Origin of the sequence: Campylobacter fetus subsp. fetus, from assembly GCF_900475935.1 — a bacterium.
Classification (GTDB): domain Bacteria; phylum Campylobacterota; class Campylobacteria; order Campylobacterales; family Campylobacteraceae; genus Campylobacter; species Campylobacter fetus.
On sequence record NZ_LS483431.1, the window covers coordinates 1,283,135 to 1,300,872 of the forward strand.

Below are 17,738 nucleotides of genomic sequence, written 5' to 3' on the forward strand. Positions count from 1 at the left end.
GATTTAAATGATACTATATATCATTTAATAATAAATTAAAAAACAATCTAGTATAATTTCAAAATAGAAATATTTTAAGGAGCATATATGCAACAAAGAGGGCTTGCCACAAAAGTATCGATTAGAGTATCCATATTATTTATGATTCTGCTTATAGTTTTAACATATATAAACTATTCAAATTCAAAAGTAAATACGACTCAACTCTTATCAAGTGAAAGAGCAAAATCCATACAAGCTGGTAAGATGTTATTAGATACACAGTTTAAAAAAGCCATTGTAGGTATTGAAAATTTATCAAAGCTATTTAGCTCAAATAACTATGATTATAAAGAAGTTGAAAATATACTCAAAAATATCAATAGCTCAATGGATTTTGAAGCAATGTATATAGCATATCAAGATAACGGAATGATTGTAGCTTCGGATGGAAATTCTGGGCTCCCGACTGATGAGTACGATCCTAGAAAACAAAACTGGTATCAAGAAGCAGCAAATTTAAGAAAAACGTTAATTACAGAACCGTATATCGATAACGTAACAAAAAAACAGATAATAACGGCAGCGACTCCTTTTTATAAGGATAATAAACTACTATACGTAGTAGGTGCGGATTTTACGATTGATGGGATACAAAAAGAGTTTAATGAACTAGGAAACGCCGAAGGAGCATATATGCTTTTGATGGATAAAAATGCAAAACTAATAATGCATCCAAATAGCGATTTTATAGGAAAAACATTAAATGCTACAAAAGAAATTCTCAAAAATTACAAAGCTAACAATGTAGATGAATACGGTAGGCTTCCATACACACATGAAGACGGATCTAAAAAACTTGGCAGATGTGTTTCGTTTGGAATAAACGATTGGATTATTTGTAGCAATGTAGATATAGATTTTTTTAGCAAAAAGACTGATGATATACTTTACAAAAATATTATCATATCTATAACATTTATTATATTGGCAACACTAATAATATATATTTTAGTAAAAAGATTTTTAAAACCTATACAGATTATCCAAAGTGGTCTCAAAGACTTCTTTGACTTCTTAAACCATAAAAATGATAATCCTAAAGCTATAAGCTTAAAATCTAATGATGAGTTTGGAGTTATGGCTAAACTTATAAACGATAATACATCTAATATAAAAGATTCTATGGAACAAGACAATAAAGCAGTAAAAGAGTCTTTAGAAAAAGCAAATGAAGTTGAGAATGGAAATTTAAAAGCTAGGATAAATACTATACCATCTTCACCTGGACTTGAGAAGTTAAGACAAGTATTAAATAAGATGTTAGATACGTTAGAAAGAAAAATAGGAAGCGATATAAATGTTATTCAACAAACATTTGATAGTTTCAAAGAGTTAGATTTTACATCAAGAATTCCAAACGCTAAAGGTGAAGTCGAAAGAGTAACAAATCTTTTAGGAGATGAGATAGCTAAGATGTTAAAAGATAATCTAGCTCAAGCTAATAATCTTAAAGAAAAAGCAAATAGCCTAAAAGGATACGTAGAAAATCTAAATGAAAGCGCAAGCTCTCAAGCTAACTCACTTCAAGAAAGTGCAGCAGCCGTTGAAGAGATGAGTAGTTCTATGAGTTCTATCAATGAAAGAGCAGGAGATGTTATAAAACAATCAGAAGATATAAAAAGTATTATAACAATAATCAGAGATATAGCAGATCAAACAAACTTACTAGCATTAAATGCAGCTATAGAAGCAGCCAGAGCCGGAGAGCACGGTAGAGGATTTGCTGTTGTTGCAGATGAAGTAAGACAACTAGCTGAAAGAACCGGAAAATCTCTAGCAGAAATTGAAGCAAACGTAAACATATTATCTCAAGGAATCAATGAGATGAGTCAAAGCATAAATGAGCAAACTGAAGCAATTAACCAGATAAATGAAGCTGTTGCTACAGTAGATGAGCAGACTAAACAAAATGTCACTATAGCTCAAAATAGTAATAAGATAACTAATGAGGTGGAGAGTATAGCAAACGAAGTATTTAACGAAGTCAATAAAAAGAAATTCTAACCGAGTTAAATTTGAGCTTTTATTAAGCTCAAATTTATTATAAAACTTAGCCTAAAAACAGGACTCGGCTGCCGTGTGAAGTATATTTGATAAAAGTAAAAATCATACGATGCAAATTATACGACTCTCATATATAGATTCGGACACTTTATGGTGATAAAATTTATCCATATTATTACGATTAAATTTATTATACTGCTTTTGGTATATGCTATCACTTCTACACTTACAATGTTCATTTTTCACAAAATGGATATATTTTTTAAATTTATTTTCATCTTAAAATTATATTATATTTGTTAAAAACATTTATCTAATTTAAGATTTATTTTATCATCCCATAATTGCACTACAATTAAAAAGCCAAAACTTTAAATTACATTAAGCCGTTTGCAAAGACATATTGTTTGAGTAGTGTTAAATTTCCATAGTGTATCTAGCGAATTAATAGGAGTTTAAGAATATGAAATTAGAGATAAAATACCTCAAATCATCCGTGAAGTTTTTGACAAACACAAAGAAATTAAAGACAAATTTATCACAAATATAATTAAATTTATAATTTTACAGATTTATTTTTAGTAAAATTACCTTATATTATTTTTTTAATAAATTTATATTATTAGTTTATTTGATATAATTTTGACCTAAAAAATATTATTTATCGGAGAAATACCAATGAAAATACAAAGTGTATCTAGAAAAGTATCCCTTGGAGCATCATTACTCTTTATAATGTTGCTTGCTATTCTAAGTTATATAAATTATTCGGACTCAAAAGCCAATACAACCGAATTATTAGTAAACGAAAGGACGAAGGTTACTCAATCAGCTCAATCATTATTGAACACACAATTAGGGGACGATATCGACGCTATAGAAAATTTAGCCAAACTAATTGGCGCAAACAACTATAGCAATCAAGAGGTAGAAACTATACTAAAAGCTATAGAGAACTCTTCTCGCTTTGACTTAATATTCGTCGGCTATCAAAATGACGGCATGATAATACGTTCAAACGGTAATTCTAGCCTACCTACAAATGAATATGATCCTAGAAAACGAGCTTGGTATGAAAGAGCTATTAAAGAAAATAAGACCATTGTTTCAGATCCCTATATGAGTAAAACCGTACAAAAGTTATGCGTTACAGTTGCAGCCCCTATATATTCAAATAACAAATTAATAGGCGTTGTCGGTGCAGATAAGGCTATAGATGTATTAAGCAAAGAGTTTATAGAAATAGGAAATGCCGAAGGCGCATATATACTTTTAATGGATAAAAACGCAAAAGTGATTATGAGTCCAGCAAGTGAATACATAGGTAAAACACTAAATTTCACAAAAGAAATTATACAAAAAATTCAAAATAAAGATTTTGACGCATACGGCAGAGTAAGTTATACTCACGATGGTTCTCAAAAACTCGGTAAATGTATAAATTCATCTATAAATGACTGGATAATTTGTAGTAATATCGACGTAGAATTTTTCAAAAAAAAGACAGACACTATATTTTATAAACAGATAATACTTTCTATTATATTTGTGATCTTTGCATCGCTTACCATTTTACTGTTAGCCAAGAAATTATTAAAACCTATGGATAAGATAGTATCTGGTCTCAAAGACTTCTTTGACTTCTTAAACCATAAAAATGATAATCCTAAAGCTATAAGCTTAAAATCAAATGATGAGTTTGGAGTTATGGCTAGTCTTATTAATTCTAATATAAGCTCTATAAAAGAGTCTTTAGATAAAGATGCTAAAGCAGTAGAAGAAGCATTAGTTAGAGCTAGTGAAGTTGAAAAAGGAAATCTAGGAGCTAGAATAATGCATGAACCGGACTCTCCTGGGCTTAAAAAGTTAAAAGACGTATTAAATAGTATGCTAAATACTCTTCAAGGCAAGATAGGATCTGATATAAATGTTATTCAAAAAACATTTGATGATTTTAAAAATCTTGATTTTACCTCTAATATACCTAATGCCAAAGGAGAGGTTGAAAAGGTTACTAATCTTTTAGGTAATGAGATAACTAAGATGCTAAAAGATAATTTAAATCAAGCTAACAATCTTAAAGAAAAAGCAAATAGCTTAAAAGAGTACGTAACTACGTTAAACGATAGTGCAAGAAGCCAAGCTAACTCACTTCAAGAAAGCGCAGCAGCCGTTGAAGAGATGAGTAGTTCTATGAGCTCTATCAATGAAAGAGCGGGAGAAGTTATAAAACAGTCTGAGGATATTAAGAATATAATTACTATTATACGCGATATAGCAGATCAAACAAACTTACTAGCATTAAATGCTGCTATAGAAGCAGCCAGAGCCGGAGATCACGGTAGAGGATTTGCTGTTGTTGCAGATGAAGTAAGACAGCTAGCTGAGAGAACTCAAAAGTCTTTAGGAGAGATTGAAGCCAATGTTAATATACTAAGCCAAAGCATAAATGAAATGAGCCAAAGTATAAGCGAACAAACCGAAGCAATTAACCAGATAAATGAAGCTGTTGCTAACGTAGATGAACAGACTAAACAAAACCTTGCTATAGCTAGCAATACGGACAGAGTTACTATAGAAGTAGAAACTATAGCTAATGAAGTGGTTAGTGAGGTTAAGAGGAAGAAGTTTTAAGCAATAAGTGCCTTTTTGGCACTTATTGAAAATTTATTATCAAACTTAGCCTAAAAATAGGTCTTGGCTACCAACGACAATATGAATAAATACTCTACTAACAGGAGCTTACACAGTACAACTCTTGGTAGCTATGACGCTTATTAGAAATTTTATATGAAAATCTAGCAGCTGGAAATGTGCTATTTTAATCTTGTTATGGTATATTTGCCCTGCTTGAGTGCTCGTATTTATAGCATATAGGGCTATATTACTTTTGAAACTATAATAAGTGATATTAAACTTGCTCTATAAATTTGTCCAAAATAAAAGAAGAAGCGAATAAACCTCCAAGCTATGTTTACCGACAACTGAAGAAAAATTAAAATTTAGCAAATTTAGTACTATTTTGATACTATAAGATATGAACAAAGCAAAAAGCTATGAAGTTTATACAACGAAGCGGTCCTAAATAAAAGCTTGAATATCCAAGGCTCACTAGGATATATATCAAGTATAAATTCCCTAACTCCCATCCAAGAGCTGATAAGAATCAATCAAAATAGACATAAAATCAGTCCAAATTTGCTACCAAACATTGATGGAAAAAAACGATCAAAACAGCATTAAAAACATATATATAGGCAAAACATCTAGCCGTGGCGGAGTATTTGCCAAGATCAAAGTCAATGCTCAACCTGTCAATTCGTGCTTAACAACGATAGCTAGACTACCGTGTAAATCATGCAAAAACAAAGCCGAAAAAACCGTAAGCAACAAAATCGTACCTATATGAAATAGCCATATTTAAATACCCTTTTTCTCATCCACGATGTATTAAGCCCACGTTTTGTTTTGCTGATCACAGCCAGCATACAGACAAAAATAAAAAACTATCCGCTGCAGAAAAATACAAAACACTCATAGATATACTTTGAGACAGGTTTGCCCAAATAAAATGATCTATGAACATATGCATCAAAAGAAGTCATCTAATAGAATCAAGAACCAATATACGATTTGAATGCCGTGTCAAATAAAGTCCCAATAATAAAAATTGAATAGAATGGTGTCCCCAGCGAGATTCGAACTCACGGCCTCAGAATTAGGAATTCTGCGCTCTATCCTGCTGAGCTATGAGGACAAAAGTAAAACTGTGGAAAAACCGCCAAAAACTAGGCGGTTTAGGATTAAATTTAGCCGTTTCTTTTCTTGATTATTTCTTCAGAAACATTTTTTGGAACTTCTTCATAGTGATCAAATTCCATAGAATAAGTAGCACGACCTTGTGTTTGGCTTCTTAAATCTGTTGAATATCCAAACATCTCGGCAAGTGGACAAAAAGCCGTAACTATTTTATTTCCAGCTCTTTCATCCATAGAGTTGATCTGTCCGCGGCGTTTGTTAAGATCGCCGATAACATCGCCCATGTACTCCTCTGGAGTTTCAACTTCAACTTTCATCATAGGCTCAAGTATAACAGCGCCGGCTTTTCTAGCACCTTCTTTGAAGCCCATTGAAGCAGCTAATTTAAACGCCATTTCAGATGAGTCGACTTCGTGGTAGCTACCATCAAACAGTGTAACTTTAACATCTTCAACAGGATATCCTGCTAAAACACCGCTTTGAAGTGCCTCTTGACAACCTTTTTCGACTGCCGGTATATACTCTCTAGGAACAACACCGCCTTTGATATCATTAACAAATTCAAATCCGCTGCCCGGCTCAAGTGGCTCAAGACGTAAGAATACGTGACCGTATTGTCCGCGACCACCTGATTGTTTTGCGTATTTATACTCTTGCTCAACTGATTTTTTAATAGTCTCGCGGTAAGCAACTTGCGGTTGTCCTACCTCAGCCTCTACTTTAAATTCTCTAAGCATACGATCGACGATGATCTCAAGGTGAAGCTCACCCATACCAGAGATAATAGTTTGACCACTCTCTTCATCCGTGCTAACTCTAAAAGACGGATCTTCTTGAGCTAGTTTTTGAAGAGCTATACCCATTTTCTCTTGATCAGCTTTAGTTTTTGGCTCAACCGCAACGCTGATAACCGGATCCGGGAAATCCATTTTTTCAAGAATTACATGCTCTTTTTCACCTGCTAAAGTATCACCTGTCAAAGTATCTTTTAGACCTACGACAGCGCCTATTTCTCCGGCGTAAAGAACTTTTATCTCTTCTCTTTTGTTTGAGTGCATTCTAAGAAGTCTTCCAATACGCTCTTTTTTACCTTTTACGGTATTATAAGCATAACTTCCGCTCTCAAGTTGTCCACGATAAACTCTAACAAAAGTTAGCTGCCCAACAAATGGATCGGTCATGATCTTAAACGCAAGCCCTGCAAACTCACCATTATCCGTACTATCTACTACGACTTCGCTTCCATCTTCGAGTTCGCCTCTTATGGCAGCAACTTCGTCCGGAGCAGGTAGATAATCAACAACGGCATTAAGAAGCGGTTGAACACCTTTATTTTTAAATGCGGTACCGCAAAGCATAGGTATCATAGTCATGGCAAGACATCCGGCTTTTATACCTCTTTTGATCTCTTCTACACTTAGTTCTTCACCGCCGAAAAATTTCTCCATAAGAGCGTCATCGGTTTCAGCTACCGCTTCAATCATTTTTGCTCTATACTCTTGCGCTTTTTCTAATAGTTCCGCAGGAATATCTTTTGTTACATAATCAGTCGGTTTTGTATCATCTTCCCAAACTAAAGCTTTCATTTCGATTAGATCGATTACGCCTTTAAACTCATCTTCGGCACCAATTGGAATTTGAATAGGCACCGGATTTGCTTTTAGCCTGTTTTTGATTTGTTCTTCAACATTAAAGAAATTTGCGCCAACTCTGTCCATTTTGTTTACAAATACCATTCTTGGAACGCGGTATTTGTTTGCTTGTCTCCAAACTGTTTCACTTTGCGGTTGAACACCTCCAACAGCGCAAAATACGGCTACTGCGCCATCAAGAACACGCATAGAACGCTCAACTTCAATAGTAAAGTCGACGTGTCCTGGGGTGTCTATAAGGTTGATTTGATGATCTTTCCAAAAGCAAGTTGTAGCAGCAGAAGTAATCGTAATGCCACGCTCTTTTTCTTGCTCCATCCAGTCCATAGTCGCAGCGCCATCATGAACCTCACCGATCTTATGACTCATACCGGTGAAGAAAAGAATTCTTTCACTAGTAGTAGTTTTACCAGCATCGATATGGGCTGCAATACCTATGTTTCTTACCATATTTAATGGGGTTTTTCTTGACATAGACGCTCCTTATTACCAGCGATAATGAGCAAATGCTTTATTTGCCTCAGCCATTTTGTAAGTATCTTCTTTCTTCTTAAATGATGCGCCCTTACTGTTTGCTGCATCAAGTAGCTCTGCTGCTAGTTTTTCCATCATAGTTCTTTCGCTTCTTTTTCTAGCAAAGCTTATGATCCAACGGATAGCTAGAGCTTGTTGGCGTGCTGGACGAACTTCTACAGGTACTTGATATGTAGCACCGCCGACACGGCGTGATTTAACTTCCATGATTGGTTTTACGTTATCAATAGCGTCATTAAAAACATTTATACCTTTTAGATCACCGCCTTTTGCATCGATAGTTTTAAGTGCGCCGTACATTATCTCTGTAGCAACGCTTTTTTTACCATCATACATAAGTGAATTAATAAATTTAGTTATTATTTTATTGCCATAAATCGGATCAGGCATTACTTCCCTAACAGGGGCTTTTCTTCTTCTCATAACTTTCCTTCAAATTTAAATTTTACTCAAACTTAACTAAAACAACGAGTTAGTCTGTACGAATTTTTATTTTTTAGCATCTTTAGGGCGTTTAGCACCGTATTTAGATCTAGAAACAGTTCTTTTTGCAACACCAGCAGTATCAAGAGCACCACGTACGATATGATACTTAACACCCGGTAAGTCTTTTACCCTACCGCCACGAACTAGTACTATGCTGTGTTCTTGTAGGTTGTGACCCTCACCGCCTATATAGCTGATCACTTCAAATCCGCTTGTTAGCCTTACTTTGGCAACTTTTCTCAAAGCCGAGTTTGGTTTCTTAGGAGTCGTTGTATAAACTCTAGTACAAACTCCCCTTCTTTGAGGACACTCTTTTAACGCTGGCGATTTTGATTTAACTATCACTTTTTTGCGTTCTTTTCTGACCAATTGATTAATGGTTGGCACAATAATTCCTTTCAACTAAATTTATTAAAAAGAGCTTATTTTACTAAAAAATTACTTAATATTATATGAATTTGAATTTGTCTATGAATAAAGCAGCATTTGAAGCAACAAAGCATAGATGCAGCAAAATGTTGCATCTATGCTTTTTAAATTTAAAACGATATTGTTTGATAAAAAAGCTTAATCTTCGTTTATTTTAATCTTAACTTTTTTATCTTGATAAAGACCGGTACCAACTGGTATCATACGACCTAAAATAACGTTCTCTTTTAGATCTTCAAGATAGTCGAATTTAGCAGCGATACTTGCTTCTGTTAAAACCTTTGTAGTCTCTTGGAAAGAAGCTGCTGAGATAACACTATCGCTTCCTATAGCAGCTCTTGTTACACCAAGAAGTACTGGCTCGGCAATTGCTGGCTCGCCACCTATTTTCATTATACGATCATTTTCTTCTCTAAATTTACGTCTACTTACCATATCGCCTACGATAAAATTTGTGTGACCGCTATCTACTATTTTTACTTGACGCAGCATTTGAGATACGATAATCTCTATATGTTTATCACTTATAGCAACACCTTGTGAGCGATAAACTTGTTGAATTTCACTTATCAAGTAATAGTGCAATGCTTTTTCACCTAATATCCTTAATACGTCATGGCTGCTAACTAAACCGTCGGTTAATTTTTCTCCAGCATGCACAAACTCACCATCTCTTACTTGAATTTGGCGAGATTTATCTATAAGATACTCTGCGCTTGAGCCATCTTCAGCCATTATTATTATACGTTCTTTTGAGCGAAGAGGTTTATCAAATTTGATAGTACCATCAATCTCTGCAATAATAGCTGTATTTTTAGGACGCCTTGCTTCAAACAATTCTGAAACCCTAGGAAGACCTCCTGTGATATCTTTTGATTTTGCAACTGCTTTTGGAGTTTTAGCTATAGTATCGGCTCTAGAAACCTCTGCTCCATCTTTTACAAATATAGCAGTCTTAGGCTCCAACTGATAACGAATAAGTTTTCCGCTTTTAGTTGATATAACTATAGTTGGCTTAACTCCGCTTGGTAGATATTCGTTTATAACAAGCCTACTTTCTCCGGTTGCTTCATCATACTGCTCGGCTACGCTATATCCAGGCTCTATATCTTCATAAGCGACTGTACCGGCTTCTTCTGCTATAACAGGAGTTGAGTACGGATCCCACTCGGCAATTACAAGTTTACTGCCATCTTGCGGTTTTGCTATAGTATCTTTTGCGCTTACTATATCGCTATCATTAAATTTAATAACGCTATTTCTTGGTATATAGTGACGAACAGCTTCTCTATCGTCATCATCGGCGATAACAACAAATAATCCTTTTTCACTAACCATATCACCTTTTTTGACGTTTTTAATTCTCTCTAGATAGTCACCTTTTAATATATAAAACTTAAGTACGCCGTTTGCTCCAGATAATATATCTTGAGTAACAGGATCGCCATCAGCTACTTTTACTTCACTAGCAAAAGGAATACGGTTTGGCACATTCCAACCCTCTTTTATAACCTCTACTATACTCTCGTTTTCCTTGACTTTATCACCTTTTATATAAGGTATGTAGAACTTACCTTCAACTTTACCGCTTACTCCGGCTAACTCATTCGGTTTGGCTAAATCGTGTTTTCTTAAAACATACTTAACCTCATCGCTTTTACCTTTTATAATAACATTTATATCTTCGTGTGCCACTTCTATATTTATCTCTCCGTCAAACGGAGCTTTTATCTTCGGCTCAACTAATAATATAGCTGCATTACGACGATTTATTACTATAAATTTATTGTTATTCTCATATGTTTTAAGATTATAATATCTAATAAATCCTTCTTTTTGAGCCACTACTTGACGATCTTGTTGCTCCGTTGAAGCGGTACCGCCAATGTGGAATGTTCTTAGAGTAAGCTGAGTACCAGGTTCGCCGATTGATTGAGCTGAGATGATGCCCACGGCCTCTCCTGGTTTTACCAGTTTACCCTCGCCAAGGTTTATACCATAACATTTTGAGCATACGCCCTTACTTGCTTTACAAGTTATAGGAGTTCTTATGCTTACTGATTTTATACCAGCGTCAGTGATAGTTCTAGCTTTTACTTCATCTATAAGAGTACCTTCGGTAAATAAGATTTCATTAGTAATAGGATCAATTACGTCATCACTTAAAACTCTACCTAATACTCTTTCTTCTAAGCTTTCGATAAGCTCTCCGTTTTCAGTAATCTCTGTTATCTCAACACCTTCGTGAGTACCGCAATCATCCATAGTAACTTTTACGTTTTGAGCAACATCGATAAGCTTTCTTGTAAGATATCCGGCATTTGCGGTTTTAAGTGCAGTATCTGCAAGACCTTTTCTAGCACCGTGAGTTGAGATGAAATACTCGAGCACGTTTAGTCCCTCACGGAAATTTGATGTGATAGGAGTCTCAATGATCGAACCATCAGGTTTTGCCATAAGTCCACGCATACCAGCAAGCTGACGAATTTGAGCTGCACTTCCCCTTGCTCCCGAGTCTGCCATCATATAAATAGAGTTAAATCCACTTTTATCTGTTTTGATAAGTTTCATCATTTCAGCTGCAACTTTATTGTTAGTATCTGTCCAGATATCAACTATTTTGTTGTATCTTTCTGAATCAGTTAGTAAACCTGAGCCGTATTGATTTTGAATTTCTCTAACTCTTTTCTTTGCTTCATCTACATAACTATATTTACTCTCAGGTATGATAATATCAGCTATAGATATACTTATCCCTGCTTTTGTAGCGTATCTAAATCCTAGATTTTTAAGCTTATCTAAAAACCCGGCTGTTACTTCAAGACCGCCATTTTTATAAACATAATCAACCAAATTAGCAATATCCTTTTTCTTCATAACTTTATTCCACATAGATTCTGGAACAGAGTTTTCTTTTAAATTTGGCAGTATTGATTTTATAATAAGACGACCCGCAGTTGTAAATACAGTGCGTCCTTCTACCATAGTTTTTATCTTTGCGTGCAAGTCAAGATAGTGAGCTTCAACAGCTATCATTACCTCATCGACACTAGCAAAAATTTTATTAGCTCCAACGGCTTCATTTTTTTCAAGACTTAAATAATAAATTCCCAAAACCATATCTTGAGAAGGTACCGTTACAGCTTTTCCGCTCGCAGGAAGTAAGATATTCATCGAACTTAACATAAGAATTTTACACTCTGCAATAGCCTCTTGAGAAAGTGGTACATGCACAGCCATTTGGTCGCCATCAAAGTCTGCATTGAACGCCGAACAAACAAGAGGATGAAGCTGAATAGCTTTACCTTCTATTAAAACCGGATGAAACGCCTGAATAGACATTTTATGTAAAGTAGGAGCACGGTTTAACATAACGGGATGATCTGCAACTACCTCTTCAAGGCACTCCCAAACTTCATTTGTTTTATCTTCGATCATCTTTTTAGCTTGTTTAACAGTAGTAGCATATCCCTTTTCTTCAAGGCGAGCCAACAAATGAGGTTTAAATAGCTCAAGTGCCATTTTTTTAGGAAGCCCACATTGATCCATTCTAAGCTTTGGCCCTACAACTATAACTGAACGTCCTGAAAAATCCACACGTTTACCAAGCAGATTTTGACGGAAACGACCCTGTTTACCTTTTATAATTTCACTTAGAGATTTTAACGGTCTTTTATTTGCACCTTTTACTGCATTTGCACGCCTACCATTATCAAACAGAGCATCAACTGCTTCTTGAAGCATTCTTTTTTCATTACGAATAATAATTTCTGGCGCGTCAAGTTCCATTAGTCTTTTTAAACGAGTATTTCTATTTATAACTCTACGATACAGATCATTTACATCTGAAACTGCAAATTTACCACCATCAAGACTGACAAGAGGTCTTAAATCAGGTGGTAAAACAGGCAAGTTTGTTATCATCATCCATTCAGGACGATTACCTGAATTTAAAAAACTCTCAACAACTTTTAAACGTTTTACTATAGTTTTTTTCTTTGCTTCGCTATTTGTACTTTCTATCTCGATCTTTAACTGATCAAGTATAGATACTAAATCTAAACTTGCGAGTAAATCACGTATGACTTCGCCGCCCATTCTAGCTTTAAAACCACTTTCACTAAATTTCTGCTCAAGTAATACGTACTGCTCTTCATTTAAAACATCATAAAGATCTACTTTTTTACTATTTTCATTGTCATAAAATGCATCGCCCGGATTTTCTACTATATAAGCTTCATAGTAAAGAACACGTTCTAAATCCTTCATTTTTATGCCAAGAAGAGTGCCTATACGACTAGGAAGCGAATTTACATACCAAATATGTGCTACAGGAGTAACAAGCTCAATGTGCCCCATGCGTGAGCGACGAACCTTCGAAGTAGTTACTTCAACGCCGCACTTTTCACATTTAATTCCTTTATAACGCATCTTTTTATACTTACCGCACAGACATTCATAATCCCTTATAGGTCCAAATATCTTAGCACAAAATAGACCGTCGCGCTCCGGTTTTAACGTGCGATAATTAATGGTTTCAGGCTTTTTAACTTCACCGTGACTCCACGCTTTTATACGATCTGGACTAGCGAGTCTTAGCTGAAAGGCTTCAAAATCCCTTGGTTTTGCATCTTCTTTTATCTCAATAGGTTTTAACTCACTCATTATTCTCTTCCTCATCATAGATCTCAACATCAAGTGCTAGAGATTTTAGCTCATTTGTTAAAACAAAAAACGTTTCTGGAATACCAGTACTTGGTACATTTTCTCCTCTAGTAAGTGCTTTATAAGCAGCTAAACGACCCTCTACGTCATCAGATTTTACAGTCAGCATTTCTCTTAAAGTATGAGCCGCGCCATAAGCCTCAAGTGCCCAAACTTCCATTTCTCCAAATCTTTGACCACCGCTTAGAGCTTTACCACCAACTGGTTGTTGTGTTACTAAAGAGTATGGTCCGGTACTTCTTGCATGAACTTTTTCATCAACTAAGTGGTGAAGTTTTAACATATACATACATCCAACATTAACACGCTCAGCCATCTTTGATCCGGTACGTCCGTCATAAAGTTCGGTTTTACCATCCATATCTATTTTTGCCATCTCAAATAACTTTTTAAATTCATCAGCTTTAACACCTTCAAAAATAGGAGTAGCAAATCTAACCCCGCTAGCCCAGTCCCTAGCATAATCTATGAGCTTATCATCATCAATTTTGCTTAAAATAGCTTTAGCATCCATAAGACGAGATACATCTGCTATCTCAGTCATTTTTGCTCTTAGCTCTTTTATCCATTCGGCTTTTTTATTTTCAAAGATTTCTTCAATCTGCTCTCCTAATTTCATACCAACTAAACCTAGGTGGCTTTCTAAAATTTGACCTATATTCATACGACTTGGAACGCCTAATGGATTTAAAACTATATCTACCGTACGTCCATTTGGAAGATACGGCATATCAACATCCGGAACTATATTTGATACAATACCTTTATTTCCATGACGTCCTGCCATCTTATCGCCTACTTTTAATTTTCTTTTTGTAGCTAAATATACTTTAACTAACTTAACTACGCCGCTTGGCAATATATCATCTTTTTCTAAAATTTCAAGTTTAGCGTCATGCTCGTCTTTTAATTTCTTCTTCTCATTTTGAAAATAAGCTTTCATATCTTCATATGTTTTTTGAATTTCTTTTGAAAAGCACTTTACATAGGTGTTAAGAGTAAATCTATTTACATTATCAAGATCTGATCTTTTTATCTTATCACCTTTTTTATAGCTATTTTTACCGATCTCTAGCTCACTCTCAAGAGGATTTTTAGATAATAAAGCAGTAACTCTTAACATCTCTTCACGATCAAGCATTAAAAGTCTGTCATGATGTTCTTTTTCTAAAATATTCTTTTCATCCTCATATGCTTTAAATGATCTAGCGTCTTTTTCATAGCCTTTTTTTGTAAATATCTTAACATCTATAACCACACCTTCAAGACTAGCTCCGGCATACAAAGATTTATTTACAACGTGACCTGCTTTTTCACCAAATATTGCTCTAAGAAGTCTCTCTTCGGGAGTCGGCTTTACCTCTCCTTTTGGTGAAACTTTACCCACCAAAATCATTCCTGGTTTGATATGAGTGCCTATTTTTACTATACCGCTCTCATCTAGGTGCATAAGATCTTCTTCTTTCATATTTGGAATATCTCTAGTTATCTCTTCTACACCGTCTTTTAGCTCTCTTGCTTCTATCTCTTTTTCATATATATGAACGCTAGTAAATGCGTCTGCGCGTATCATTCTCTCACTCATAACAATAGCATCTTCATAATTATAACCATTCCAAGGCATAAATGCTATAAGAGCATTTTTACCTATGGCTAACTCGCCCTTTTCCATACTCGAGCCATCAGCTATTATCTGTCCTGATTTTACCATATCGCCTTTTTTAACTATAGGATGTTGGCTAAAAGTTGTATTTTGGTTAGTTCTTAAATTTTTTTCCATAGTATATTGATCAATATATGGACCGTTTTCATCTTCACCAAGAATAAATATGTTTCTATTATCAACTTTTTCTATAACGCCACCACGTTTAGCTTTTATAGCCTCCCACGCGTCTCTTGCAACTATAGCTTCCATACCGGTTCCTACTATAGGTGCTGTAGATCTAAGAAGAGGAACTGCTTGACGCTGCATGTTTGAACCCATAAGTGCACGGTTTGCATCATCATGCTCTAAAAACGGTATCAAAGAAGCGGCAACGCCCATAACCATACCACTACAAAGATCTATCAATGTTACGTCTTCTCTTTTTGCAAGAAGCATTTCTCCATCTCGCCTTACTTCTATAAGATCTTCTTTTATAATATCGTTTGCATCTAATACAGTTGAAGCTGGAGCTATAATATGACCCTCTTCTTGAGTAGCTGTTAAATAAACAATCTCATTTGTGACTTTACCGTCTATTACTCTTCTATAAGGTGATTCAACAAATCCTAGATCATTTACTTTTGCATATGTAGAAAGAGTGTTGATAAGACCGATATTTTGACCTTCTGGAGTCTCAACAGGGCAAATTCTACCATAATGAGTCGGATGCACGTCACGTACTTCAAATCCCGCACGCTCTTTTACTAAACCGCCTTCGCCAAGAGCCGACAAACGACGTTTATGCGTAACTTCGCTAAGAGGATTTGTTTGATCCATAAATTGGCTGAGCTGACCGCCTGTAAAAAATTCCATAATAGTCGTAGTTATCATTTTAGGATTTACTAGATCATAAGGCATAAGCTCATCTACGTTATTACTAAGACTTGTAAATTTATCTCTAATAGCTTTTTGCATTTTCACAAATCCCAAATGAAGCTCATTTGCTAAAAGCTCGCCTATTGATCTGATACGACGGTTACCTAAGTGATCTCTATCATCTATATAACCTTGTCCGTTTTTTACTTTTATCAGATATTTAGCAGTTTTTATAATATCTTCATTTGTAAGTACAGTAACATACTCAGGAACGCTAAGACCTAATTTATGATTCATTTTCATACGACCTACTTTTGTAAGATCATATCTTTCTGGGTTAAAAAATAGATCATTTACAAACGTTCTTGCAGCTTCTTTAACTACAGGCTCTCCTGGGCGCATAACTTTATAAATTCTAATAGCAGCCAGGTCATTTTCATCTTCTAAGCCTTCAGTTTGCTTAAGTAATTTTAGCGTTTCATAATCTTGTAAAAATGAGTTAATAATAGCATCATCAACACCGCTTGCAAGATCATTTGCTATTTCTATACTATTTTGTTCAGCTACTATTTTTGCTAATTTATTTTCATCTAGCTGAGTTAAAGTATCATAAATAACTTCGCCGCTCTCTTTATCGATAACTGGACTAGCCAAATATCTATTTACCAAAACTTCTATCGGGTACTCTACAAATTTGAGTCCATCTTCAATAAGCTTATCTGCTTTTTTCTTTGTAAGTCTCTTTCCTGCTTGATGTAAAATATTTCCATCTTCATCTTTTATATCATAATCAACTCTTCCAGAAAAATCATCCGGATTAAACATGGTTAAAAATTTATTATTTTTTATATTTAATGTTTGGATAGGGTAAAATAACTTTACTATATCTTGTTTTTTATATCCAAGCGCTCTAAAAAGAATCGTTATAGGAACTTTTCTTCTTTTATTTATACGCACATATAAAACATCTTTTGTGTCATATTCGAAATAGAGCCAGCTACCGCGATCTGGTATAATTTGTGCTGTATATATTAGTTTATTTACTACAGTTGGACTCTCTTCTTCTTTAAATATAACACCTGGGCTTCTATGAAGCTGATTTACTACGACTCTTTCTACGCCGTTTATTATAAATGAAATTCTATCAGTCATAAGAGGAATTTCACGTACAAAAATTTCTTGTTCTTTTATATCTTTGACACCGACTTTTTCACTTGTTTTTTCATCTCTGTCATGCACAATCAGTCTAATTTTAATTTTTAAATTTACGCAATACGTAAGTCCTCTTTCCATACACTCTCTAACTGTATATCTTGGCTTACTTATTTCGCTGCTGACATACTCTAATGTAAGTCTATTTTGAGGATCATGTATTGGGAATATCGACTTAAATACTTTTTCAATTCCGCTTTCGGTTTGTGAATTATCAAGATTTAAAAAATGATCAAAACTCTTTTTTTGCAATTGTAATAAATTTGGAACATCAATCTCTTTTGCAACATTTGAAAAATCAACTCTGAGACGATTTCCAGAATATAGGCTATTTAGCATTTGACTACCTCATGGAATAGTTTGAAAGAAAATAA

General features: G+C 34.7%; 6 protein-coding genes, 1 tRNA gene and 4 pseudogenes. 5 read left to right on the forward strand and 6 right to left on the reverse strand.

Annotated elements, in window-relative coordinates; translation table 11 throughout:
• Positions 1 to 246 precede the first annotated feature (246 nt).
• The 5 genes and pseudogenes from DQN38_RS09330 to DQN38_RS06390 form a co-directional block, all read left to right on the forward strand.
• Positions 247 to 831 (forward strand): annotated as a pseudogene (locus tag DQN38_RS09330) (PDC sensor domain-containing protein); the annotation flags it as partial.
• A gap of 813 nt (positions 832 to 1,644) precedes the next feature.
• Positions 1,645 to 2,046 (forward strand): annotated as a pseudogene (locus DQN38_RS09335) (methyl-accepting chemotaxis protein); the annotation flags it as partial.
• A 735-nt stretch (positions 2,047 to 2,781) separates the two neighbouring features.
• Positions 2,782 to 3,384 (forward strand): annotated as a pseudogene (locus DQN38_RS09340) (cache domain-containing protein); the annotation flags it as partial.
• 894 nt (positions 3,385 to 4,278) lie between these two features.
• A pseudogene (locus DQN38_RS09345) lies at positions 4,279 to 4,680 on the forward strand (methyl-accepting chemotaxis protein); the annotation flags it as partial.
• Between the two features lie 580 nt (positions 4,681 to 5,260).
• On the forward strand, positions 5,261 to 5,455 hold the full coding sequence (locus DQN38_RS06390) for a hypothetical protein (protein ID WP_010401894.1): 195 nt from the start codon (positions 5,261 to 5,263) through the stop codon (positions 5,453 to 5,455).
• A gap of 271 nt (positions 5,456 to 5,726) precedes the next feature.
• On the opposite strand, the gene DQN38_RS06395 is transcribed toward DQN38_RS06390, so the two are convergent.
• From DQN38_RS06395 to rpoB, 6 genes are all read right to left on the reverse strand, one after another.
• A tRNA-Arg gene (locus DQN38_RS06395) sits at positions 5,727 to 5,803 on the reverse strand.
• A 52-nt stretch (positions 5,804 to 5,855) separates the two neighbouring features.
• Positions 5,856 to 7,931 (reverse strand): elongation factor G, encoded by a 2,076-nt coding sequence (gene fusA / locus DQN38_RS06400; RefSeq protein ID WP_002850108.1) that lies wholly within the window; start codon positions 7,929 to 7,931, stop codon positions 5,856 to 5,858.
• 12 nt (positions 7,932 to 7,943) lie between these two features.
• A complete protein-coding gene (gene rpsG, locus DQN38_RS06405; protein WP_002850109.1) occupies positions 7,944 to 8,414 on the reverse strand; it encodes a 30S ribosomal protein S7 in 471 nt (156 codons plus the stop codon).
• Positions 8,415 to 8,480: 66 nt separating this feature from the next.
• Positions 8,481 to 8,864, reverse strand: a complete 384-nt coding sequence (gene rpsL, locus DQN38_RS06410) for a 30S ribosomal protein S12 (RefSeq protein WP_002850111.1) — start codon at positions 8,862 to 8,864, stop codon at positions 8,481 to 8,483.
• Between the two features lie 180 nt (positions 8,865 to 9,044).
• Positions 9,045 to 13,571: a DNA-directed RNA polymerase subunit beta' gene (gene rpoC, locus DQN38_RS06415; RefSeq protein WP_111738222.1), complete on the reverse strand. Its 4,527-nt coding sequence runs from the start codon at positions 13,569 to 13,571 to the stop codon at positions 9,045 to 9,047.
• The gene (rpoB, locus tag DQN38_RS06420) at positions 13,564 to 17,703 is read right to left on the reverse strand and encodes a DNA-directed RNA polymerase subunit beta (protein ID WP_011732163.1); all 4,140 of its coding nucleotides are present in this window, start codon (positions 17,701 to 17,703) and stop codon (positions 13,564 to 13,566) included. The genes rpoC and rpoB overlap by 8 nt, the downstream gene beginning before the upstream one ends.
• Positions 17,704 to 17,738: the final 35 nt, after the last annotated feature.

Coding starts and splice junctions, on each gene's coding strand:
- DQN38_RS06390 (WP_010401894.1), top strand. CDS start 5,261: ATGGAAAAAAACGATCAAAACAGCATTAAAAACATATATATAGGCAAA.
- fusA (WP_002850108.1), bottom strand. CDS start 7,931: ATGTCAAGAAAAACCCCATTAAATATGGTAAGAAACATAGGTATTGCA.
- rpsG (WP_002850109.1), bottom strand. CDS start 8,414: ATGAGAAGAAGAAAAGCCCCTGTTAGGGAAGTAATGCCTGATCCGATT.
- rpoC (WP_111738222.1), bottom strand. CDS start 13,571: ATGAGTGAGTTAAAACCTATTGAGATAAAAGAAGATGCAAAACCAAGG.
- rpoB (WP_011732163.1), bottom strand. CDS start 17,703: ATGCTAAATAGCCTATATTCTGGAAATCGTCTCAGAGTTGATTTTTCA.